Annotated in this window: 18 protein-coding genes; 10 read left to right on the top strand and 8 right to left on the bottom strand. The window is 73.2% G+C overall.

The annotated features are described in order from the left end of the window. The first annotated feature begins 75 nt into the window (after positions 1–75). Both ACSMX9_RS23140 and ACSMX9_RS23135 read left to right on the top strand, forming a co-directional pair. Positions 76–1,503: a restriction system modified-DNA reader domain-containing protein gene (locus tag ACSMX9_RS23140; protein WP_445396620.1), complete on the top strand. Its 1,428-nt coding sequence runs from the start codon at positions 76–78 to the stop codon at positions 1,501–1,503. A 279-nt stretch (positions 1,504–1,782) separates the two neighbouring features. Next, positions 1,783–2,136 carry a DUF397 domain-containing protein gene (locus ACSMX9_RS23135; protein WP_445396618.1) on the top strand — a complete coding sequence of 118 codons (354 nt, stop codon included), beginning with the start codon at positions 1,783–1,785 and terminating at the stop codon, positions 2,134–2,136. Between the two features lie 107 nt (positions 2,137–2,243). Here the strand turns inward: ACSMX9_RS23135 and ACSMX9_RS23130 are convergent, their stop codons facing one another. From ACSMX9_RS23130 to eccB, 7 genes are all read right to left on the bottom strand, one after another. Further along, positions 2,244–2,546 (bottom strand): WXG100 family type VII secretion target, encoded by a 303-nt coding sequence (locus tag ACSMX9_RS23130; protein WP_351248605.1) that lies wholly within the window; start codon positions 2,544–2,546, stop codon positions 2,244–2,246. A gap of 64 nt (positions 2,547–2,610) precedes the next feature. After that, a complete protein-coding gene (locus ACSMX9_RS23125) occupies positions 2,611–2,949 on the bottom strand; it encodes a WXG100 family type VII secretion target (protein WP_445396616.1) in 339 nt (112 codons plus the stop codon). A 63-nt stretch (positions 2,950–3,012) separates the two neighbouring features. After that, positions 3,013–4,173, bottom strand: coding sequence for a S8 family serine peptidase (locus tag ACSMX9_RS23120; protein WP_445396614.1), 1,161 nt, complete (start codon positions 4,171–4,173; stop codon positions 3,013–3,015). Between the two features lie 131 nt (positions 4,174–4,304). Then, positions 4,305–6,107, bottom strand: coding sequence for a hypothetical protein (locus ACSMX9_RS23115; RefSeq protein ID WP_445396612.1), 1,803 nt, complete (start codon positions 6,105–6,107; stop codon positions 4,305–4,307). A 2-nt stretch (positions 6,108–6,109) separates the two neighbouring features. Further along, on the bottom strand, positions 6,110–6,571 hold the full coding sequence (locus ACSMX9_RS23110) for a hypothetical protein (protein WP_445396610.1): 462 nt from the start codon (positions 6,569–6,571) through the stop codon (positions 6,110–6,112). 286 nt (positions 6,572–6,857) lie between these two features. Continuing rightward, entirely contained in the window at positions 6,858–8,105 is a 1,248-nt protein-coding gene (gene mycP / locus ACSMX9_RS23105; protein WP_445396608.1) for a type VII secretion-associated serine protease mycosin, read from the bottom strand. A gap of 11 nt (positions 8,106–8,116) precedes the next feature. After that, positions 8,117–9,640 (bottom strand): type VII secretion protein EccB, encoded by a 1,524-nt coding sequence (eccB, locus tag ACSMX9_RS23100; RefSeq protein ID WP_445396606.1) that lies wholly within the window; start codon positions 9,638–9,640, stop codon positions 8,117–8,119. 288 nt (positions 9,641–9,928) lie between these two features. Between eccB and eccE the strand changes: the two genes are divergently transcribed. The 8 genes from eccE to ACSMX9_RS23060 all read left to right on the top strand — a co-directional run bounded on the left by eccE (position 9,929) and on the right by ACSMX9_RS23060 (position 21,510). Then, on the top strand, positions 9,929–11,257 hold the full coding sequence (gene eccE, locus ACSMX9_RS23095) for a type VII secretion protein EccE (RefSeq protein ID WP_445396604.1): 1,329 nt from the start codon (positions 9,929–9,931) through the stop codon (positions 11,255–11,257). Continuing rightward, positions 11,254–12,009: a hypothetical protein gene (locus ACSMX9_RS23090; protein ID WP_445396602.1), complete on the top strand. Its 756-nt coding sequence runs from the start codon at positions 11,254–11,256 to the stop codon at positions 12,007–12,009. Before eccE ends, ACSMX9_RS23090 begins: the two co-directional genes overlap by 4 nt. A gap of 388 nt (positions 12,010–12,397) precedes the next feature. Then, positions 12,398–15,253, top strand: coding sequence for an SCO5717 family growth-regulating ATPase (locus ACSMX9_RS23085; protein ID WP_445396600.1), 2,856 nt, complete (start codon positions 12,398–12,400; stop codon positions 15,251–15,253). A gap of 340 nt (positions 15,254–15,593) precedes the next feature. Beyond that, entirely contained in the window at positions 15,594–17,459 is a 1,866-nt protein-coding gene (locus ACSMX9_RS23080; protein ID WP_445396598.1) for an ABC transporter substrate-binding protein, read from the top strand. Beyond that, on the top strand, positions 17,452–18,471 hold the full coding sequence (locus tag ACSMX9_RS23075; protein ID WP_445396596.1) for an ABC transporter permease: 1,020 nt from the start codon (positions 17,452–17,454) through the stop codon (positions 18,469–18,471). The genes ACSMX9_RS23080 and ACSMX9_RS23075 overlap by 8 nt, the downstream gene beginning before the upstream one ends. Continuing rightward, positions 18,468–19,421 (top strand): ABC transporter permease, encoded by a 954-nt coding sequence (locus ACSMX9_RS23070; protein ID WP_445396594.1) that lies wholly within the window; start codon positions 18,468–18,470, stop codon positions 19,419–19,421. Before ACSMX9_RS23075 ends, ACSMX9_RS23070 begins: the two co-directional genes overlap by 4 nt. After that, positions 19,418–20,506 (top strand): ABC transporter ATP-binding protein, encoded by a 1,089-nt coding sequence (locus ACSMX9_RS23065; RefSeq protein WP_445396592.1) that lies wholly within the window; start codon positions 19,418–19,420, stop codon positions 20,504–20,506. The genes ACSMX9_RS23070 and ACSMX9_RS23065 overlap by 4 nt, the downstream gene beginning before the upstream one ends. Further along, on the top strand, positions 20,503–21,510 hold the full coding sequence (locus ACSMX9_RS23060) for an ABC transporter ATP-binding protein (RefSeq protein ID WP_445396590.1): 1,008 nt from the start codon (positions 20,503–20,505) through the stop codon (positions 21,508–21,510). Before ACSMX9_RS23065 ends, ACSMX9_RS23060 begins: the two co-directional genes overlap by 4 nt. Position 21,511: 1 nt before the next feature. Here ACSMX9_RS23060 and ACSMX9_RS23055 read toward each other — a convergent pair whose 3' ends face one another. Then, positions 21,512–22,462 (bottom strand): bifunctional riboflavin kinase/FAD synthetase, encoded by a 951-nt coding sequence (locus ACSMX9_RS23055; protein WP_351246528.1) that lies wholly within the window; start codon positions 22,460–22,462, stop codon positions 21,512–21,514. Positions 22,463–22,637: the final 175 nt, after the last annotated feature.

Here is a 22,637-nt window from a genome sequence, read left to right as displayed (position 1 = left end):
GCCTCGGGTCGCTCTACGATGACGGGGCGCGCCGGGTCGGGCGCACCGCCGTGAAACAGCCGGGAGGGCCGGAGCGTGACCGATCAGCCATCCGATGCGGACCGTCAGGATCAGGATCCGGCACCACATCCGTACCTGCTGGACGGACGCCGGGTCACCATCGGCGACCTGCTGAAGGCCGGCTTGCTCACGGATGGAACCCCTCTCGTCTTCCGCCGCAAGAAGAAGAAGGAAATCCACCGGGCCGAGGTCACCACCGCCGACGGCGGGGGCATCCGACTGCCGGCGAGCGACAAGGTCTTCCGTTCCCCCTCCCGCGCTGCGAAGGTGGCCGTCGGTTACGGCAGCTTCGACGGTTGGTTCGCGTGGCAGTTGCCGGACGGCCCTCTCCTCGACGATCTGCGCCAGGAGCTGCTCGCCCGGGTGGCCGAAGAAGCGTCCTCGGCGGTGAAGCCCGTACAGGAGGACGCCGTCCCGAGTCCGACGGCGACCCAGCGGCACGAGCTGCTCCAGCGCGCCCGGCAGGCGGCGGACGAGCAGCGACCGCAGTCGCTCTCCGTGCGCGAGCTGCTCGGCTGGTGGGGAGCGAGCAGCCGCGGCCTGATACGCGACCAGATCGAAACCGATCTGGGCAACCACGGCCTGATCACCTCACCGAACTTCGAGCAAGTGGGTCTCGACGCGGTGGTCGAGCTCAAGACGGCCACTCCCGAGGTCGATGGCGGCGGGCAGGAGGCGGCTGCCGACGACTCCACACCGGGCGCGCCCAACTACGCAGCACGCGCCAGGGAACCCGGCCCGACCGTGGGCACCATCGCCTCCGCGATGGGCGGTGTCACGACCATCGCGAAGGGCGAGGACCTGGATGCGGCCGTCACCACGATGCTGCTCAACGACTTCTCCCAACTGCCGGTCATGTCGGGAAAACGCCATGTCGTCGGGGCCGTGACCTGGAAGTCCATCGCCCAAGCACGGCATCGCGATCCCGGCTGCACGCTGGCCGACGCCCTCGTCGAGGCGCGCGAGGTCCGCTACGACCACGACCTGATCGATGTCCTGCTGGTACTCGCGTCCTCCGACTTCGTCCTGGTCCGCGGACCGCACAACGACGTCGTCGGCATCGTCACCGTCTCCGATGTCGCCCTGGCGTACGGCTCTTTGGCCAGCCCCTTCCTGCTGGTGGGTGAGCTGGACCAGCGTCTGCGCACGCTCATATCCGACCAGTTCGGTTTTTCCCAGGTCGCGGAAGCCTGCGGCCGCAACGGCCGGCAGCCCGCCTCCTACGACGCACTGACCTTCGGCGACTACGTGAGCGTGCTGCGCAACGAGCAATGTTGGCAGCAGTTGCGCTGGCCGCTGGACCAGAAGATGTTCGTCAAGCGTCTGGACGAGATCCGCAAGGTCCGCAACGACCTCATGCACTTCAACCCCGACCCGATCCCGCCTCTCGCGGTGGACCAGATCCGGGCCGTCATCGACATACTGCGCAACTACTGCGACTAACCCCCTTTCGGGCGCCGACGTGCGATCGTCGGCGGTCGCCGCCCCTGCCGTCGCGCCCGTCGGTCCGTCGCTTCCGTTGTCCCGTTCCCCCTGTCGCCCGGCGATCACGTCGGGTCGGTGCTTCGCGCGAAGGGCGCCGGTTCGGCTCCTCGACGTCGTGGACGTCGCCAACGCGCGTCTCCGTCCGGTCGTACGAGGTGGAGGAGCCGCTCAACAGGACTAGGCTGGCGCAGACATGGGCCAAGTCGGACCCGTGACGACAGGGAGCGAGATCACAGCATGACCGAGGGTCAGGGAACCGTGGGTGCAGCGGAGCCCCCGGAGTCCGAAGAGGAGATGCGGGCCCGCAAGGAACGGGAGAAGGACGAGCTCTACTCGTTGGACATCTCCGGTGTCGAATGGCTGGGCGCCCCCGGCACCGAAGAGGACGAGGAGCGGGTGGAGATCGCCTACCTCCCCGGCGGCGGCGTGGGGATGCGCTCCTCGCTCGACAAGGAGACGGTGCTCCGGTACACGGACGCCGAGTGGCACGCGTTCGTCCTGGGGGCCCGGGACGGCGAGTTCGACCTGGAGCCCAGCGACCAGGACGGTGGCACCGCCGCCGCGGCCGGCGAGCAGACAGCCCAGCAGTAGACCACCCTCCGCGGGTACCGCATGGCGACGGCCGGGGTGGACACCTCCCGCGCGCGCCCACCCCGGCCGTCACCCCCGTGCGGATCGTCCCCGCACCGGTCGATCCCCTACAGGAAGTAGCTGGCGGCCTTCTTGTCGCCGCCCATGTAGTCACCGCCCGCGCGGGCGACGACCTGACCGATCGCGACCAGGGCCTGGTGGATGTCCTCGGCCTCCCGGTCCCACTTCGCCTGCTCCTGCGTGTACATGGTGTGGGCCTCGCCCTCCCACCCCGCGGCGACGGTGGCCACCGCCCGCTTGATGCTGGCGAGGTCCTCTTCGAGCTTCTTCGCCTGGTTGGCCAGCTCGGTGGCGGTGGCGTCCAGACCGCCGTACTTGACGACGAGTTCGTCGTAGTTTCCCGTGGACATGACTGTGGGTCCCCCTCGGTGAGTGATCGGTATCGCGGTGAACGGGTTCTCTACCGGCTCCGGGTCAGTAGCCGCTGAGGCTCGACTTGGGTGCCCCGGCGTTCACGTTGATGCTCTGCACGGCCGCGCGCACGTCTTCTTCGCTGCCGTCCTTGATGTTGCGGCTCGCGCTCATGGCGTCGAGGAACTTCACCAGGATGTTGCCGATGCGCACCATCGAGGTGTTGATCTCGTGCTGCTTGGTGTTGAAGGCACCGGCACCGATGCCCTTCCACTGACCTTCGAGGCTGTCGATCGTGCCCTGGAGGCGGTGGAGTTGACCCTTGATGTTCTCAAAACGGGTGGCGATATCCTGTTCGAGCTTGATCAGCTCGGAATTCGATAGCCGCTGGCCCTGGGACATGTTGCGGTTCCCTTCTTCGAAGGCGTACAGGAACGGGGATGGATCAGTGGTGTTCGGGGCGGATCAGGCGTTGCGCCGCTTGCGGAGGAGGACGAAGACCCCAGCTCCGAGCACGGCCACGCCGGCAGCTCCACCGAGGATCGCGAGGACGTTCACGCCCTCGTCGTCCGGCACGGCTGCGGTGGGTTGGGTGGGCGAGGGCTTCGGCTCATCGGCGTCCTCGGCCGGATCCTGGGTGGGCTTGCCGGACTCGGTTTTCGACGGTTCCGGCGACGGAGTGACCGTTCCCGATTCGGACAGAGAGGTCTCCCCGTCCTTCATTTTGGTGATGGGATGGACATCAGGTGGCCCGGGGTCGATGTTGGGATTCTCCAGCACCTTGCGGGGGCGGATCAAGCCGTATCCGAGATAGACGCTCGGGTCGTCCTTCTTCCAGTCACGCCCAGCCGTATCGATCAGCGTGCGAAGCACCTGATTCGCGGTCCAGTCGGGGTGTGCCGCCCAGACCAGTGCCGCCGAGGCCGAGGCGATGGCTGTGGCTTGGCTGGTCCCCCGCCCCGTGCAATATCGCGTAAAGCTCTCGTCGCACCAGGAAGGAACATTCACCCCCGGGGCGCTCAAGTCAACGAAGTCGCCCTGCTGAGAGAAGTTGCCAACCTTGCCGGTTTTGTCGGCAGCCGCAACTCCCACCACTTCAAGGTAGGCACCCGGATAGTCGTTTCTCTCCACGTCATTTCCAGCGTTACCGATAGCTCCGAACAGGAGCTTTCCCTTGCGAACTGCGTAGTCAACCGCTTCTTCGAGTTCATGGTAGGTGAACTCCGACCCAACCGAAAGATTGATGATCTTAGCGTCCGTGTCAGCAGCCGCACGGATACCTTCGCCAACGGATTTTGTTTTACTCTTCTCTTTCTTGTCCTTCAGAGCCTCTAGGTCCGCACGAATAGGGATGATGCGGGCATCCGGCGCGAGGCCCTTCAGCCCACCGCCGTTTCCGCTCCCCACGATGAGTTCCGCCATCGTCGTGCCATGACCGCCGTAGTCCTTGGTCGCCCCATAAGAAACTTCAGCCGGAACCTCGTCCGTCAAGACCTTCCCCTGAAGGGACGGCACGTCAGGATTCACTCCGGAATCGACGACCGCGACCTTGACACCCTTCCCCGTACTGATCTTCCACATGTCCTCGGCTCGCATGGAATCCAGATACCATTGCTGGCTCTGCACATCGTCAGCGTGAGCATGGGTGGAAAGGCCAATTGTCAGAGCGCCCAACACCGCACTCACGCACACCGTTCTCCGGTACCCAGCTACGATTCGAGCGTCAAATCTCACCGTTGGACGGCTGTTCCGCGGCCTCATGAACCCTCTGTCCTCGTGGGGGTGTCAGGGCAGATCCTTCTCCGCCCCTGAGCTTCGGCAGGAGTGCCCTCATGCCCGACTTCCATGATCTCGGAGACGTCATCGTCGCCGATGGCCCGTGACTGATCAGTCGATCGGACCAGACCAGTACCGCCGGGGGTGAACCCCTTTCGATTGCCGCGGCCACCGGACTGCGGCTGAACTGGCACGCCCACCACCCCGTTCGTCCGTGATGATTCCGGGCGTCCCGCTGGGTTGTGCCTGTTCGCACCTGCCGTTGGCCCTGTGGGCCTGCTGCCTGAAGAGGCGGAGAAGGCAGCCTGGGGGCCCGTGGCTTGGCGATGGCCCTGGACTGGTGACTGCCCGCCGATGACCGTGCCTTGAGGTGCGCGCCCCCCGTGCGGTTGCCGCCCCGCGCCCGTGACGCCTGGGCGCCCCCCGACGATCCCCGAAGCAGGGCCCCCCACCGCCGGACCCGCGCGACCAACAGGGCTCTGCGCTCCCAACGGCTGCCCACCCGCAACGGGACGCCCCGCCGCTGGTGCCTGTGCTCCCACGCCTCCCACGGGTGGTTGTGCTCCCCTCACCGGCGCGGCGGATCCACCGGCACTGGCCGGCGCATGGCCCGGCGCGCCCACGGGCCCCGGCCGACCGGGGCCGGCCCCGCCCACGACCGGGGCGACCGGGCGGCCCCCACCGGCCGGCCCAATCGGACGGGCCGAGTTGGCGCCACCCATGACCGGCCCCACCACAGGCGGAGGCAGCGGGGAAACAATGCTTGGAGGGGTGGGGGAACTCACCGACGGAGCACTCGGTACAGCCGGCGAGGCTTGGGCCGGCACAGTGCCCACACTGGCGGTTTCGGTAGCCGGGGAAGATACCGGCGGAAGCTGCGCGGAAGGCGCTGCCGGTCCAGCCACCGAAGGAGGAACCGGCGCCGCCGGATCGACCGGCCCACCTCCTCCGACGCCGACCGCGCCCGGCGCGGAGGGCAGGGGTGATCCTGGATCGCTCACCCCCGCCCGATTGGGTGTAGACGCCGTCTGCCCGGCCTGAGCGAAGGACACGTCATCTCGGACTGGGCCCGCGCCCGGGTCACCCCGCCAACCGTCGCCTTGGGGCTTCGGCACCCCCACGTTCGGCACCCGCTTGAACACCGGCCCCTCCTGCTGCGACAGCACCTCCCCCGACACCGCGTAGAACGACGCCAGACGGTTCATCTGGTTGATGGCCTCCTGGCGGTCCTTCTCGGCCTTCACCGCCGCCGCGTACTCCGGGTTGTCCGCGCCTCGCTTGTCCTCGGGGAAGTCCTTGACGTCCTTGGGGACCGCTCGCCGGTCGCGCGGCGGCATGGCGCTGCGGACGGAGGCCAGGCCCGCGCCCGCGGCGGTGATCTGGGTGGCGGCGGCGTCCGCGAAGTCGGCGAGCTTCAGGGTGTCCGAGACGAGCCCCTCGCCCCACTTGCGGAACGCCTCGCTCGCCTCGCCCTCCCAGTCGGGCTGGGCGATGTGGCCCTTGAGCTGCTCGGCGGCCTCCTTGATGGCGTCCCGGGCGTTCCACAGGGCTGTGCCGGCGTTCTCCAACTCGGCCGGATTGGCGTTCTCCACCAGGTCGACCATGTCGTTGAGGCGACGCGATTCGAAGTCGGTGCGGCCGGGCCTGATGCTCGGGGCGGGGAAGAAGATCGAGTTCTCGAGCAGCTGTGATACGGCCACCACCCGGTCGATGTTGCTGTTCTGCCCGGTCGCCCGGCTCAGGTCCGAAGCGTCCGGTGCGTTCCTGTCGTTGTCGCCGGCCATGGTCACCAACCCACCTCGGTCTCGTTGCCCTTGTTGTCCCGCGAACCGCCCATGCGCTGCCGGTCCTGCCCCTCGCGGGTGTCCGCCCGGATCGCCCAGAACCGCCGGCGCATGTCCTCGTCGACGTTGTCGAAGCCGACGTCGGCGCCGTGCACCGCGATGCCCATGGCCTCGATCTGCTCGCCGAGGGACTTGGAGAGTTCGGTGAGGCGTTGGTGGACGCGGTGGTACTGGGCGAACAGACCGTCCGCTTCGGCGAACGGCGTGCTCCCGCTGCTGAGGGAGGTTCTGGAGACCCGTTGGGAGCCGACCTTGGACGTGCCGCCGGCCGATCCCTCGAAGTCCGAGAGGACTTGGTCGATGCTCTTCTTGAACGTCTTCAGCGCCTCGACGCCGCGTCGGAGGTCCGTGCTCCCCATCGCCCCCATGTACGAGGCGCGGCCCGTGCTGTCCGGAAGCCCCATTCCGTGTCCTTCCCCGTTTCCCCGTGGCCCCGATTCCCGTGGGCCCGTCCGGTCGGTTCCGGGGACGGGCGCGCACGGGCGGGTCGTTTGCGCGCATTCACCATAGCCACGCCCTGTGCCGCATCAACAACGGCTCTTCGACCCTTAGTTGGGAGTCGTCCTGTTTGCCCGGGTGTGCGGGGCCGTGGCTGTGGTGGGCGCGTCGCGTGTGCGCTCAGCTTACTGAGCACCACCGACGGTCGCATGGGTATAGGTGCTCAGGAGGCGCGCCCGGCAACGCCGTCGGTCAGGTGCGACGGCCGCCGCGGCGGCGGGCCGCGTCCCGCAGGGCGAGGGCGGTGCCGCCGAGCGCCGCGGCCAGGACGACGGCCGCGACCGCCACGTACGTGGCGAGGCGGGCGTCGCGTTCGGCGGCGGATTCGCCGAGGTCGAACTCGGGGACGGCAGGGGCCTGGGCGCGGCTGAGGCCCTCGTCGGCGACGGGTTCGTCGATGCGGCGTTCGTCCTCGGTGAGGGCGCGCACGGGGTCGACGACGCCCCAGCCGACGAGGCGGTCGTGGCCGGCGACCGAACGTTCCGCGGTCTGCTGGATCTGGGCGACGATCTCCCGGCCCGTCCAGTCGGGGTGTTTGGCGCGCAGCAGGGCGGCGACCGCCGCCACGTACGGGGCGGCGAAGCTGGTGCCGTTGTCGACGCAGTGTCCGCCGCCGGGGACGGTGGAGACCATGTCGACGCCGGGTGCGGCCACGCCGACGAAGTCGCCGGACTGGGAGAAGGCGGCCCGTTCGTTGTTGCGGTCGGAGGCGGCGACGGCGAGGACCCCCCGGAAGGAGGCGGGGTAGGTCTTCTTGACGTTGCCGCCGAGGCCGTCGTTGCCGGCGGAGGCGACGACCACGACGTCCCGGTCGAGGGCGTGGTCGATCTCCTGTTGCAGGGCGGAGGTGGGTTTGACGGCGTTGGCGGTGTCCTGGGAGATGTTGATGACGTGGGCGCCGGCGTCGACGGCGTGGCGGATCGAGGTGGCGAGGGTGTCGGCGGTGCCGTTGCCGTGCGCGTCGTTCTGGTGGACGGGGATGATGCGGGCGGCGGGGGCCAGGCCGACGAAGCCGGTGCCCTCGGCGGGGCGGGCCGCGATGATGCCGGCGACCCGGGTGCCGTGGCCGACGGTGTCGCCGGTGCCGTCCGCCTTGCCGCGGGGGACGGGGTCGCCGTCGTCGTTCTCGGGTTTGGCGGGCAGGGTGTTGCGGCCCTTGGACTTGTCGACGGCGCCGGCGAGTTGGGGGTGCTTGGTGTCGACGCCGGTGTCGATGACGGCGACGTTGACGCCCTTGCCGGTGGACTCGTTCCACAGCTCGTCGAGGAGGACGCGTTGCAGGGCCCAGGGGCGGCCCTGGTAGGGCTCGGCGGGGAAGGTGCACTGCCCGGTGTCCGCGGTGGCGGGCGGGGCGGCGGGCAGGATCAGCGCGGTGGCGGTGAGGGCGAGGGCGGCGGTCAGGGCGCGGGCCCGGACGCCGCACCGGGTGGTGGTGGGCACGGCGGCTCCCGTCACGAGCCCTGCGGCTGGCGGGCCGCGGTGGTGGAGAGTCGGGGGCCGGTGGGCAGCAGGGCGGACCAGGCGGCGGGGATCGGGGTGGGCTCGGCCTTGGCGTAGCCGAGGCACGCCTGGGCGCGCTGGGCTTCCTGGAGCTGTGCCTTGCGGCGGGCGGCGGAGGTGCCGATGCCCGCGTCGTCGGAGGCGCTGTCGCTGTTGCTCTGGAGGGCGTAGCGCAGCCCGGTGTCGGTGACCAGGAAGATGCCGCCGGTCTTGGTCTGGGCGCCGGTGACCTGGCGGAAGAGTTGTCCGGAGCCGGGGGTGACGTAGGCGCTGGAGGAGCCGGTGGGCAGCGGGGCGGGGTAGTCGGTGCCGGCCCAGGTGCTGAGGGTGGTGGTGCCCTGGTCCGGGTCGACCTGGCGCAGGACGTTGCAGACGGTGTCGCGGCCGCCGCTGCGGTCGGGGGCGTTGACGGTGCGCGGGGCGTGGGTGGGCCAGTCGTGTTCGCCGGCGAAGTGGGGGCCTTCGGGGGTGAAGGAGGCGGGTCCGACGTCGCGGGGTCGGCCGGCCTGTCCGAGGCCGTCGAGTTGGCGGCTGCTGAGCAGGAGCTTGGCGGTGAAGTCGGAGACGGGGACGACCTTGCCGGTCAGGACGAGGTAGTGCTGGGTGCTGTCGCCCTGGGGGGCGCGCAGGACGGTGCCGACCCTGTTGGTGGCCTCGTCGAGGCTGCCGGGGGCGCCGGCGGGGTCGCCGACGGGGCCGTCGACCTCGGGGAAGGCGACGGGGTCGCCGGTGTGGAGGGTGGCGAGCCATTCCCGGGAGACGCGTTGGGGTGCGCGGCCGGAGGTGTCCAGGGTGCGCAGCAGGAGCTCGTCGTCGGCGGGGACGGGGTACTTGGTGCCGTTCCGGTCGACGACGTAGCGGGTGCGGTCGGGCCCGCTGACGTACATGAGGTCGCCGCCGCGCAGCCGCTCGGGGCCGTCGGTCAGTCGTTCCTCGCGGGGCGCGAGGACGAACGCGGCGGTCTGGATGGTCCGGCCGCCCTGGCCGGGGCGTTCGCAGACGGCCCAGCGCTTGGGTCGGTCGGCTTCCTTCGCCGGGGGGAGCCGGTCGGGGGCGTAGGGGATGCCGAGGGTGACGCCGTGGGGGATGTCGCCCTTGTCGATGACGGATTCGGCGACGCTGATGACCTTGCCCTGGCCGGGTTCGAGGAGGAGTTTGGCGGAGGCCATGTTGAGGACGGGGTGCAGTTGGCGCTTGCCGTCCGTCTTCAGGGCGACGTAGCGGGTGGTGGAGTCGCTGGCGATGATGACGTTCTTGTAGGGCTCGGCCCAGTTGGCGGGGGCGGTGGGTTTGAACATGCCCCAGGCGCCGAAGACGGCGAGGACGATCACGCCGACGACGATGCCGGGGACGATGCCGCGCAGGGGGCGGGGGGCGTCCTCCTCGGAGCCGCCCGAGGCGGGCTGGAGGTAGGCCGCCAGGGTGCGGCGCTTCGCAAAGGTGTGGGCGTTGAGCTCGTCGCGCCGTGATGCCATCGGTGTGTGCGTCTCCCCGTCGTAGCCGTCCGTCCTGATCCGCCGTGCGTGCCGGGGGCGCGGGTGGTGCGTCCCGTGTCCGCTCCGCAGGGGTGTGGTGTCGCGGCCCGTGGGCGGAGGGCGACACGCTGTCAGGTCGGGCCCCTACTATGCCTGGTGCGCGGGGGTTCGGGGGCGGCGGGTAGGGTGAGCGGCCCCTCAACCACCCTGATGCGGGCGCGGTTTTCGGGAGGGGTCGGGAGTGACGGACTTTTCGGGGCTAGCAGTGATTCGGGGGACATTGAGGTGATGGTTTCCGCAACGCGGACCCGTTCGCGGAGTCGTTCGCGGTCCCGCTCGGGGGCGGCGGGTGGCGCGGCGGGGGCCGTGGGCGGGGCGCCCCGGTTCGCTTCCCGGACGCCGCCCGCGGCCGGGGGCGCGGGGCGGCGGCCGTTCCGGTGGCAGCGCCTCGCGTTGATCGAGGTGGCCGTCGCGGCGGGGGTCGTGGGGTGGGTGCTCGGCCCGGTGGCGTTGGCGCTGGTCTCCCCCGTCGTGTCGGTGTCGTTGGCGCTCGCCCTGGTGCGTCGGCGGGGGCGTCCGCTGCCGGAGTGGCTGGCGACGGTGTGGGAGTTCCGGACGCGTCGACGGCGTGCCTCGTCGTGGTCGGTCCCGGTGGGCACCGAGCCGGGGTTGGCGCCGGCGGTGGAGTGCGATCCGACCCTGCGGACGTACCGTTTCGCCCCGGGGGACGACCGGGACCGGCGGCCGGTCGGCATGGTCGGGGACGGCGGGTTCCTGACGGCGGTGCTCCAGGTCGAGTCCGATGCGACGGCGCTGCGGGCGGCGCGCGACCGCCGGCCGTTGCCCTTGGGTCTGGTACGTGACGCCCTGGTGGTCGACGGGATCGGTTTGGAGTCGGCGCAGGTCGTGGTGCACACCCAGCCCGCGCCGGCGCTGCACCTGCCGAAGGAGGCCATCGCGGTCACCAACTACGCGCGCTTGGAGAACGGCGCGGCTTCTCCTGCGGTGCGGATCACCTGGGTGGCCCTGAAGTTGGACGCCGAGGCGTGTCCGGAGGCGGTGGCGGCGCGCGGTGGCGGGCTGGTGGGGGCGCAGAAGTGTCTGGCGCGGGTGGCGGAGCACCTGTCGAGTCGGCTGACGGGGGCCGGGTTCCGGGTGACGGTGTTGACGGACGAGGAGTTGACGGCGGCGGTGGCGACGTCGATGGGGGCGAACCCGATGGTGACGGCGCAGGCGGGTCGTGCGGAGGCGGCGGGGCAGCGGCGTACCGAGGAGTCGAGCCGGAGTTGGCGTTGCGACAACAGCCACCACACCTCGTACTGGGTGCGCCGCTGGCCGCACCTGGGGGGCGAGCGGGGCTCGTTGGCGGACCTGGTGGCGCGGCTCACCGCGGTTCCGGCGCTGGCGACGACGTTCAGCCTGACGTTGGACGGGGACGGCCGGGACGTGGGGGTCCGGGGACACGTGCGGGTCACCGGCCGGACGAGCAGTGAACTGGTCGCTGCCCGGCGGGGGTTGGAGCAGGCCGCGCGGGAGGCTCGGGTGGGGCTCGCACGGTTGGACCGGGAGCAGGTTCCCGGGATGCTGGCGACGCTGCCCCTGGGGGGTGCCCGATGAGGGCGGCGTCCTCGCCCGGGTCGGAGTCGGGCGGTCGGTCGGTGGGGGCGCGGCTGCGCACGGGGCTGGGCTTGTTGGGGCCGCGGCATCCGCGGCACGTCCTGCCGGTGGAGCAGTTCGACGCGTTGGCGCTGCCGGTGGGCGATGACGGCGTGGTGATCGGGGTGGACGCCCGGGACCGTCCCGCGGTCCTGGGGGTGAACAGTCCGACACCGTACGACGTGGTGCTGATCGGCGGGTTGTGGACGGCGCAGGTGTTGGCGTTGCGGATCGCGGCCACGGGGGCGCGGTTGGCCGTGGAGACGGGGCGGGCGCAGTCGTGGACGGGGCTCGCGCAGGCGGCCGGCGGGCCGGTGCCCTGCGTCACCCTGCACGACGTGGGGAAGGTGCCGCCGCAGGGCGCGTCGGCGGGGTCTCCCGTGGTGGTGGTCCGGGACTGCGGGATGCGTCCGCCGCGCGGTCGGGTGGCGGCGGCGCCCTGGCAGTCGGTGGTGACCCTGTTGCCGTACCTGAGCCCGGTGGCACCGAGGTTGATGCGGCAGGCCCGGCTGGTCGGGGTGCAGCGGGTGTCGCCGGACGAGGCGGCGGAGATCGGTCGGGTGTTGGCGCTGCCCCGGGAGGACGTGGCCTCGCTGCCGACGCTCGCGGACGGGGTCACCCTGTGGTGCGCGGACCGGGACCGGCACTACGTGATGACGCGCCCGACCGACATCGAGGAGGGGCTGCTCGGGTTGGCGCGCCGGATGGACTGACCCGTTCTGCGGGGGGCTCCGCGGAACGGGTGTTCCTGGTGGTCACCCGTGGGGCGGACGGGTTGGGGCGATTCGGGAGGGTCGTACGGGTCCGCCCCGGGGTGATCACCCGTCAACCTCCGCCTTCTTGGATGGCTTTGCCCGGGTTTCGAGGAGGAAGGAGCGGTGTCGGGGCGTTCGGTGGGTGGTTCGGGCGGAAGGCGGGGGCCGGCGGCTCTGCCGTGCGGGCCGCCGGGGTGATTAGGCTGGGACCGGGCGCGTCTTGGGTCCCACGAGCGGTCGCTGGTGGACCGGGGCGGAACCGGCTGGCCGGCGGGTACGACCGGAGTCCGGGAGCGGTGCCCCACCATCGCGGCTAGCAGTGCGCTCGACCACACCAGGAGGAATTGTGAACAGCGATCGGGACGGGAAGCCCGGGGGCTGGGCCACACCCGACGACGACCAGTCCGACGCCGAGTCCGCCGTGGAGACGACGGGCGAGTTCACCATCGACTACGCCCCTCCTGCCTGGTACACGCAGAACGCGTCGGGGAGCGCGGGGGAAACCCCGTCCCCGTCACCGGCGTCCGTGGCTCCGCCGGCGGTCGCGCCTGCGCCGCCACCGGTCGCCCCGGTGGCGGCGGAGGCGGCGGCCGCCGGGGCGGGGCCCTCGTCGCAGGGCGCGGCCGGGCCGGTGCTCCCACGGGTGCCCGGCCCCCCGCCCCCGACCGGCCCTGCCCTGCCGCTGCCGCCCCCGCCGGGCGTCCCGGTGGCGGGGGGCGGGGACCCGGTCGGGGTGCCCGGCCTTCCCGCGGACGGCGGGTTCCGGCCCGCCGCCGGGCCGACGGGTGCCGACGGCACCGCGGACGCGCCGGCGGCCGACCCGCCCGGTGGTGCCCACGTCCCGACCGGCGGGGAGCTGGAGAGCGGCGCCACGATGCGCTTCTCCCTCTCCTCGCTCAAGGACCGGCTCCAGGAACCCGCCGACGTCGCGCACCCCGGACCCGTGGCCGGCGCCGAGGAGCCCGCCGGCACCACGACGGACGCCGGCCCGACCGCCCCGACCGCCGACGCACCGGAAGAGAACGCGGCGGCGGACGGCGCCCGCCCGAAGACCGCCGCGGCCGCCACCACCGCCGCGCCCGAGGACACCGCGCCGCGGGACGCCGTGCCCCCGGTCCCGGTGGAGCCCGGGCCCTCGCCGCAGGACGCGGCGGACCCGCCCGGCGTCCCGGCGGACGCTCCCCCCGCCTGGACACCGCCGGCCGCCCCGTCCGAGGCGCTGCCGCCGCTGCCCCCCGCCTTCCAGCCGGCCGCGCCCGCGCCCGGGCCGGCGGGACAGTGGCCCGGGCAGGTCACGCCGCAGCACCCCGGGGCTCCGCAGACGCCCCCCGTGCCGCAGCCCGGCCCGGCCGCGCAGCCCCCGCCGCCGATCGCCGCCGCACCGGTGCCCCCGCAGCCTTCGGCCCCGCAGGCGCCGCCGGCCGCGCCCGTCGCCTGGGGTGCGCCCGGGCACCAGCCGGTGCCGGGGTACGGCTTCCCGCCGCCGCCCGCTCCCACGGCGCCGGTGCCCGCGCAGCCCGGCCCGGTGGCCTCCGGCCCCCACCAGCCGCCCCACGCCGCACCGCCGCCCCATCTGCCGCCCGGCGGCTACGGGTTCCCCCCGCCGCCGGCCCAGCCCGCTGCGGCGGTTCCCCCGCAGCAGCCCTATCCGCATCCGGTGCCGGGCGCGCCCGACCCGCAGCCGCCGCAGGGCGCACCGGCCCCGTACGCGCCGCCGCAGCACCCGGCGGTGGACCCGCGGTCCGGTGCGGCGTGGCCCCAACCGCTCCAGCACGACCAGCGGGAGCAGACCGCGCCGGGCACACCGCTCGGGTACACGGCGGCGATGGAGCTCTCCTCGGACCGCTTGTTGAACAGCCGGAAGCAGCGGGCCAAGAGCGGCCGGCCGGCCGGGGGCGGTTCGCGGTTCCGGCTCGGCGGCCGGAAGGAGGAGGCGGAGCGCCAGCGCAAGCTCGACCTGATCCGCACCCCGGTGCTGTCCTGCTACCGGATCGCCGTCATCAGCCTGAAGGGCGGCGTCGGCAAGACGACCACCACGACCGCGCTCGGCGCGACCCTCGCCAGCGAGCGGCAGGACAAGATCCTCGCGATCGACGCCAATCCGGACGCCGGCACCCTGGGGCGCCGGGTGCGCCGGGAGACCGGGGCGACCATCCGGGACCTGGTGGGGGCGATCCCGTACCTCCACTCGTACATGGACATCAGGCGGTTCACCTCGCAGGCCCCCTCGGGTCTGGAGATCATCGCCAACGACGTGGACCCGGCGGTGTCGACCACCTTCAACGACGAGGACTACCGGCGGGCGATCGACGTCCTGGGCAAGCAGTACCCGATCGTGCTGACGGACTCCGGCACGGGGCTGCTGTACAGCGCCATGCGCGGGGTGCTGGACCTGGCGCACCAGCTCATCATCGTCTCGACCCCTTCGGTGGACGGGGCGAGCAGTGCGAGCACCACCCTGGACTGGCTGACCGCGCACGGGTACGCGGACCTGGTGTCCCGCTCGGTGACGGTGATCTCGGGGGTCCGCGAGACCGGGAAGATGATCAAGGTGGAGGACATCGTCAGCCACTTCGAGACACGGTGCCGGGGGGTCATCGTGGTGCCCTTCGACGAGCACCTCGCGGCGGGCGCCGAGGTCGACCTCGACATGATGCGGCCCAAGGTCCGGGAGGCGTACTTCAACCTGTCGGCGCTGGTCGCCGAGGACTTCGTGCGCGCCCAGCAGGCGCAGGGCCTGTGGACCTCCGACGGCAACCCTCCGCCGCAGTTGGCTCCGCCGATGCCCGGCCAGTTCCCCCAGCAGGCGGCGGCCGGTCCGGTGTTCCCCGGGCAGCCCGGCGCCCCCGGGCCCGGGCAGGGTGCGCCGGGTCAGCCGTATCCGCAGCCGCCGGCACCCGGCGGGCCGCCGCCCGGTCAGCCGCCGGTCGCCGGTGGTGCGTACGGCTGGCCTCCGCAGCAGCACCCGGCGCAGCAGCCCGTCCCCGGGCAGCCGGCCGCCGCCCCGCCCCCCGCCGGGGCGGGCCAGCCCGGCGGTTACGGCTATCCGCAGGGGTGGCCGCCGGCGCAGCCCGGGCAGCCGGGAGTCCCGCCGGTGCCGGGTCAGTGGCCGGGCGCGCCCGGCCCGACGCCCCCGCCGCAGGGCCCTTCGGGCGCCGGCGGCGCCCCGGAGGGTGCTCCGGCCGGGTCGCCCCCGCAGTAGGCCCGCGCACGCCGTGGTCCGCCAGGTCCCGTTCCGCACGGTCGTCCCGATGCGGAGCGGGGCCTTTCGCGTTCCGCGCTCCCCCACGGCGAGGAACGAGCCCCCACGACAGGGCGCACGCGCTCCCGTGCACACCGTCCGCACGCCCCCACGCATCGTCCGCTTCCGTGCGCCCCACCGTGGATGCGCAGGCCAAGGGGGGTACACGGGGTATGGCGGTCATTGACCCGTGGGGTCGGCGTTGATAGACACGGCTGACCGACCTCACGGTCAGATCGTCACTCCGCCCTCCCCGCGACCCTGCCGTTCCCCCCGCGAGCCTTGACGGGAGGTCACGACCATGGAGCCCGATCCCCCCGGTAGCGGCCCTGCGCCGACCGTCCGTCGCGCGCGGCGCGGGGTGCGGGGCCGACCGGCCCGCGGCGCCGTGCTGGCCGCCTCCCTCGCCCTCGTCGCCGCGGCGTCCGTCGGCCCGGCGACGGCGACCGCCGCGGACGAGGGGGCGCCCCGCACCCTGAAGGTCGCCGTCTCGCAGAGCGTCGACTCGTTGAACCCCTTCCTCGCCACCCGGCTCATCAGCACCAGCGTGCACCGGCTGATGTACGAGTACCTCACCGGCTACGACCCGGTCGACGGCCGGGCGGTGCCGGGGCTCGCCACCGCATGGCGGGCCTCCGCCGACAAGTTGACCTGGACGTACACCATCCGCAGCGACGCCCGCTGGTCCGACGGGGTGCCGGTGACCGCCGAGGACGTGGCGTGGACCTTCCGGACGATGATGACCGACGAGGCGGCGGGCGCCGCGAACGGCAGCTTCGTCGGCAACTTCCGCGCGGTCAGCGCCCCGGAGCCGACCCGGCTGGTGATCCGGCTGCACCGGCCCCAGGCCACCATGACCGCGCTGGACGTGCCGATCGTGCCCCGGCACGTCTGGGCGAAGGCCCCGGAGGTCACCGACGTCACCAACACCGAACGGTTCCCGGTCGTCGGCAGCGGCCCGTTCGTCCTGGTCGACCACCGGCCCGACAGCTACGTCCGGCTGCGGGCCAATCCGACGTTCTGGCGTGGTGCCCCGCGGTTCGACGAGTTGCTGCTGACGTACTACAAGGACGGCGACGCGGCGGTGGCCGCACTGCGCAAGGGCGAGGTCTCCTTCGTCCAGGGGCTGACCCCGGCCCAGGCGGGTGCGCTGGCGCACGAGCCGGGCGTCACGCTCAACGACGCGCCCGGTCGCCGCTTCTACGCGCTCGCCACCAACCCGGGTGCCCGCACCCGCGACGGGCAGCGGTTCGGGGACGGGCACCCCTCGCTGCTGGACGCCCGGGTGCGGCGGGCGCTGTTCATGGCGGTGGACCGGGAGCTGCTGGTGGAGCGGGTCTTCCAGGGGCACGCGGTGGTCGGCCAGGGCTATCTGCCGCCCCGGTTCGCCGCCTACCACTGGCGGCCGAGCGCCGACCAGCGCGTCCCCTACGACCCGGCAGGCGCGGCCCGGCTGCTGGACGGGGCCGGGTACCGCAGGGACGGGCAGGGGCGACGGCTCGGCGCGGACGGGGAGCCGATCGTCTACCGGCTGCTGTGCCACGCCACCGACCCCAACGACAAGGCGATCGGACGCTACCTCCAGGAGTGGTACGCGGAGTTGGGGATCGGGGTGGAGGTGCAGTGCCTCGACAACGTCACCGACCCCTGGACGGCCGGCGAGTACGACCTGGCCTTCGACGGCTGGTCGGTGAACCCGGACCCGGACTTCGTGCTCTCCCTGCACACCTGCGGGGCACTGCCCGCCTCCCTGGGGGTGCCGGGGGCGACGGACAACTTCGTCTGCGACCGGCGCTACGACGCGCTGTACGCGCGCCAGCTCGCCGAGTACGACCCCGAGCGACGGGCGGAACTGGTGCGCCTGATGCAGGAGCGCCTGTACGGGACCGGGTACCTGAACGTGCTGGCGTACCCGAACGCGGTGGAGGCGTACCGCTCGGACCGGATCGGCTCGATCACCACCATGCCCGCGGCGGCGGGCAACATCTACGGCCAGGACGGCTACTGGAGTTGGTGGTCGGCGGTGCCGGCCCGGCCCTACCGGCCGGACGCGGGCGCGGCACCGGGCGGGGTGCTCGCCGGACTCGCGGCGGCGGGTGCGGTGCTCGCGGGCGGCGCGGGCGCGGTGGCCCTGCGCCGGCGGGCGACGGCGGACGACCGTGAGTAGCGCGACCGGGGTGCTGCGCCGGGCCCGTTCCGGCTCCGAGGGCTACGCCCGCTACGCGGCGGGACGGCTGGTGGGCGCCGGGGTGTCGCTGGTGGCAGTGCTGGTGACGGGCTTCTTCCTGTTCCGGTTGATCCCGGGCGACCCGGTGAAGTTCATGACCGGCGGACGTCCGATCTCCGCCGAGCAACTCGCCGCCTACCGTCGCGAGTTCGGGATGGACCTGCCCTGGTGGCAGCAGTTCGCGGACTACTGCGGTCGGGCACTCACCGGGGACCTGGGAGCCTCGTACCAGTTCCGGGCCCCGGTCGTCGACAAGATCGCCGAGGCGCTGCCCAACACCCTGCTGCTCACCGGGACGGCGTTCGTGCTGTACACCGCCCTCGGGGTGGCCCTGGGCACCCGGGCGGCCTGGCGCCGGGGCGGGGCGGGCGACCGGTTCCACACCGGACTGGCGCTGACGCTGTACTCGGTGCCCTCGTTCTGGTTGGGGCTGCTGTTGATCGTGGTGTTCGCGGTGGGCGCGGGGCCGGTGCCGGGGCTGTTCCCCACCGGCGGCATGGAGTCGGGGACCTCCGAGGGCTTCGGGTACGTGCTCGACGTCGCCCACCACCTGGTGCTGCCGGTGGTGACCCTGGTGGCGGTGGAGTACGGGCAGACGCTCCTGGTGGCCCGTTCGGCACTGCTCGACGAGGTCGGCGCCGACTACCTGACGACGGCCCGGGCCAAGGGACTGCGGGACGTGCAGGTGCGCCGGCGCCACGCGGTGCCCAATGCGGCGCTGCCCACGGTGACCCTGGTCTTCGTCAACCTGGGGCGGATCGTCGCAGGCACCATCCTGGTGGAGACGGTGTTCTCCTGGCCGGGCCTGGGCGGACTCTTCTACCAGGCGCTCAGCGTGCCCGACCTGCCGTTGGTGCAGGGCCTGTTCCTGGTGTTCGCGGCGGCCGTGATCCTGATGAACACCGCCGCCGACCTGCTCTGCCCGTTCCTCGACCCCCGGGTGGGCCGATGACCGCACACACGGAGGACCCGCAGGGCACGGACGGTCCGGCCGCTCCCCCGTCGCCGGCCACGGGACCGCGGGCGCTCGCCCGACGACGGCGCCGGGCGAGCGCCGCCCGGTTCTGGCACCGCTACCGCACCCATCGTTCGGGGCTGCTGGGGCTCGCGGTGCTGGCGCTGTGCGCCCTGCTCGCGCTGTCGGCGCCCTGGACGGTCGGCGAGGAGGTCCGCAGCGTGACCCGGGCGACCGGGGGGCCGATGGAGGGGCCGAGCGCACGGTTCTGGCTGGGCACCGACCAGTTCGGGCGGGACCTGTGGGGGCTGCTGGTGTGGGGGGCGCGGGTGTCGCTGCTGGTGGGCCTGTTGGCGGCGGTGCTGTCGGTGGCGATCGGGGCGCTGGTGGGCATCACCGCGGGCCACTTCGGCGGCTGGTACGGGACCCTGGCGATGCGGGTGACCGACTGGTTCCTGGTGATGCCGACGCTGGTCCTGGCGATCGCCTTGGCCACGGTGCTCTCCCGGTCCCTGGGCACGGTGGTGCTGGCGATCGGGGTCACGACCTGGCCCACCACCGCCCGGCTGGTGCGGGCGCAGACGCTGGCCGTGGAGTCCCGTCCGTACATCGAGCGGGCGCGGGCCCTGGGCGGCGGCCACCGGCACGTGATGACCCGTCATGTGCTGCCCAACGTGCTGCCGCTGGTGCTGGCCCAGACCACCCTCGGCATCTCGGCGGCCATCCTGGCCGAGGCCACCCTCGCGTTCCTGGGGCTCGGCGACCCCACCGTCACCTCCTGGGGCGGGATGCTCCAGGACGCGCGGGAGGCGGGAGCGGTCAGTGCGGGTCACTGGTGGTACCTGGTGCCGCCGGGGGCGGCGATCGCGACGGTGGCACTGGCGTTCACCCTCTGCGGGCGGGCCGTGGAGTCGGTGCTCAACCCCCGGCTGGGGACGTCCGGATGAGCGCCCCGCTGCTGGAGGTGCGCGGACTGGCCGTCACCTATCCGGACGGGGCGGCGGCGGTGCGCGGCGTGGACCTGACCGTGGCGGCCGGTCAACGGCTGGGGGTGGCCGGCGAATCCGGGTGCGGCAAGTCGACACTGGCGCTGGCCCTGCTGCGGTTGCTGCCGCCCGGTACCACCGTCCGCGGCTCGGTGCTGCTGGACGGCGAGGACGTGCTGGGCATGGGGTGGGGACGGCTGCGGGCGGTGCGCTGGGCGGGGGCGTCGATCGTCTTCCAGGGGGCGATGCACTCCCTGAACGCGGTGCACCGGATCGGCGACCAGATCGCCGAACCCCTGGTGCAGCACCGGCGGATGGGGCGGGCCCGGGCCCGGGCCCGGGCCGCGGAACTGCTGGAGCAGGTCGGGCTGCCCGCCGCCCGGGCCCGGGAGTACCCGCACCGGCTGTCGGGGGGCCAACGGCAACGGGTCATGATCGCGATGGCGCTGGCCTGCGACCCCCGGCTGATCGTGGCGGACGAACCGACGACCGCCCTGGACGTGATGGTGCAGGCGCAGGTGCTCCGCCTGCTGGAGGGCCTGGTCACCGACCGCAGGCTGGGCCTGATCATGATCAGCCACGACCTCGCGGTGCTCGCGGACGCCTGCGACCGGCTGGCCGTGATGTACGCGGGCCGCGTCGTCGAGGAGGGCCCCGCCCGACAGGTCTGCCGGGAGCCGCTGCACCCCTACGCCCGGGCGCTCGCCGCGGCCTTCCCCAGGATCGGCGACCGGGCCGCCCGCTTCGCCCCGCGCGGACTGCCCGGCGACCCGCCGGACCCCGCCGCGCTGCCGCCGGGCTGCGCCTTCCGGCCCCGCTGCCCGGCGGCCTTCGACGACTGCGCCCGCACCGACCCCGCCCTGCGGGACGCCGGCCCGGCCGCGCGGCGGGCGGCCTGCCTGCTGGTCGGGGTCGGGGACGTGCCCGGGCCGGGCGCCGTCCCCGCCGTGGAGGGGCTGGACGTCGCCGCCGCGCCCGGGACCGGGAACGGCACCGCCCCGGGCCCCGAACCCGAGGACGGAGTGAGGAGCGCGACGACCCCGTGACCGACGCACCGCAGGACCCCGCCCCGGAGCCGCTGCTCAGCGCCCGCGGACTGGGCGTGGTCTTCCCCGGCCGACCGGGCGCACCGCCGGCCCGGGCCGTAGACGGGGTGGACCTGGACGTCCACCGCGGGGAGATCGTGGCCCTGGTCGGCGAATCGGGGTGCGGCAAGTCGACGCTGGCCAGGTCCCTGCTGGGCTTGGTGCGCCCCACCGCGGGCACCGTCCGCCACGCGGGCGCACCGCTGGCGTACGACGGACGCTCCCTCAAGGCGTACCGCTCCCGGGCCCAACTGGTGCTCCAGGACCCGAGCGGGGCGCTCAACCCCCGGCACACGGTGTACGAGGCGGTGGCCGAGGGGCTGCGGGTGCACCGTCACCGGGGCGACGAGCGGGGGGCGGTGACCGGGGCCCTGGCCCGGGCGGGGCTGCGCCCGCCGGAGCGCTTCCTGCTGCGCTACCCGCACGAACTGTCGGGCGGTCAACGGCAGCGGGTGGTGATCGCCGGCGCCCTGGTGCTGGAACCCGAACTGCTGGTCGCCGACGAGCCGGTGGCCTCCCTGGACGCCTCCGTGCGCGGGGAGATCCTCGCCCTGCTGCTGCGGCTGCGCACCGAACTCGGGCTGGCGGCCCTGGTGGTGACCCACGACCTGGGCCTGGCCTGGAACATCGCCGACCGGGTGGCCGTGATGTACCTGGGCCGGATCGTGGAGACGGGCCCGGTGGAGCAGGTGCTGACGGCACCCCGGCACCCCTACACCCGGGCCCTGCTCTCGGTGCTGCCCGACGCCCCGGGCGAACCGGTGGTGCTGGCCGGCGAGCCGCCCGACCCGACGCGGGTCCCGGCGGGTTGCCGGTTCCACGTCCGCTGCCCGGTGCTCGCCGACGGCCGGGCAGCGGCGGCGGGGGTCGCGGACCACTGCCGCAGCCGTGACCTGCCGGTGCTGCCCGCGGCCCCGAGCGCCGCCCCGGCCTGCCACTGGGCGGCGGCCGGCGGGGCGGGGTGAGCTACGAGGAGGCCCCGGCGATCAGGTCCTTGGCCCGCCGCACGTCGTCGGCCATGGCGACCAGCAGGTCGTCGACGGAGTCGAACTTGGCCATCCCCCGCACGTACGCGAGGAAGTCCACGGCGACGTGCAGGCCGTACAGGTCCAGGTCCACGCGGTCGATGGCGTACGCCTCGACCGTCCGCGCGGTGCCGTCGAAGGTGGGGTTGGTGCCGACCGAGATGGCCGCGGGCATCGACTCCTCGCCGACCTGGAGCCACCCCGCGTACACCCCGTCCGCGGGGATCGCGGTGTGCGGCAGGGTCTCGACGTTGGCGGTCGGATAGCCCAGCCCGCGCCCGCGCTGCGCGCCCCGCACCACCACCCCCTCGACCCGGTGCGGGCGTCCCAGGATCTCGGCGGCGCCGGTCACGTCCCCCGCGGCGACCAGCCGGCGGGTCAGCGTGGAGGAGAACGGCTCGCCGTCGCCGGCGCCTCCGGTGACGTACAGGTCGACGACCTCGACCTCGTAGTCGTAGGTCCGGCCGAGTTCGGTGAGCAGGCCCACGTTCCCGGCGGCCCGGTGGCCGAAGCGGAAGTTGGGGCCCTCGACGACGGCCCGGGCGTGCAGCTTGTCGACGAGCACCTTCACCACGAAGTCGGCGGGCGACAGCTTCGAGAACTCGGCGGTGAACGGCAGGATCAGCACCGCGTCCACCCCCAGCGCGGCCATCAGCTCGGCGCGGCGGTGGTGCGGGGCGAGCAGCGGCGGGTGGCTGCCCGGGCGGACGACCTCGCTGGGGTGCGGGTCGAAGGTGACGACGACGGAGGGGACGCCCAGCTCCCGTGCGCGCTCCACGGCACGGCCGATGATCAGCTGATGCCCGCGGTGGACCCCGTCGTAGGACCCGATGGTGACGACACTGCGCCCCCAGTCCTCGGGGATGTCCTCCAAGCCACGCCAGCGCTGCACTGTGCCGCTCCTTGTCGCATTTCTCGTCGCACCCGGTGGCGGTCCGGTGACCGCGGTCCTCACCGACCCGCCGTGTCCGACGAATCCGCAGGTCTAAGAGTGCCATGTCCCGCCCCGCCGACCGGCATCGGCATCCGTGCGAACGACGCCGCCCCGCCCGGGCATTCCGTGCGGG

This window comes from Streptomyces sp. LE64 (assembly GCF_052606915.1).
Note: the sequence above shows the minus strand (reverse complement) of the source record. Positions and strands in the feature narration are given on the sequence as shown.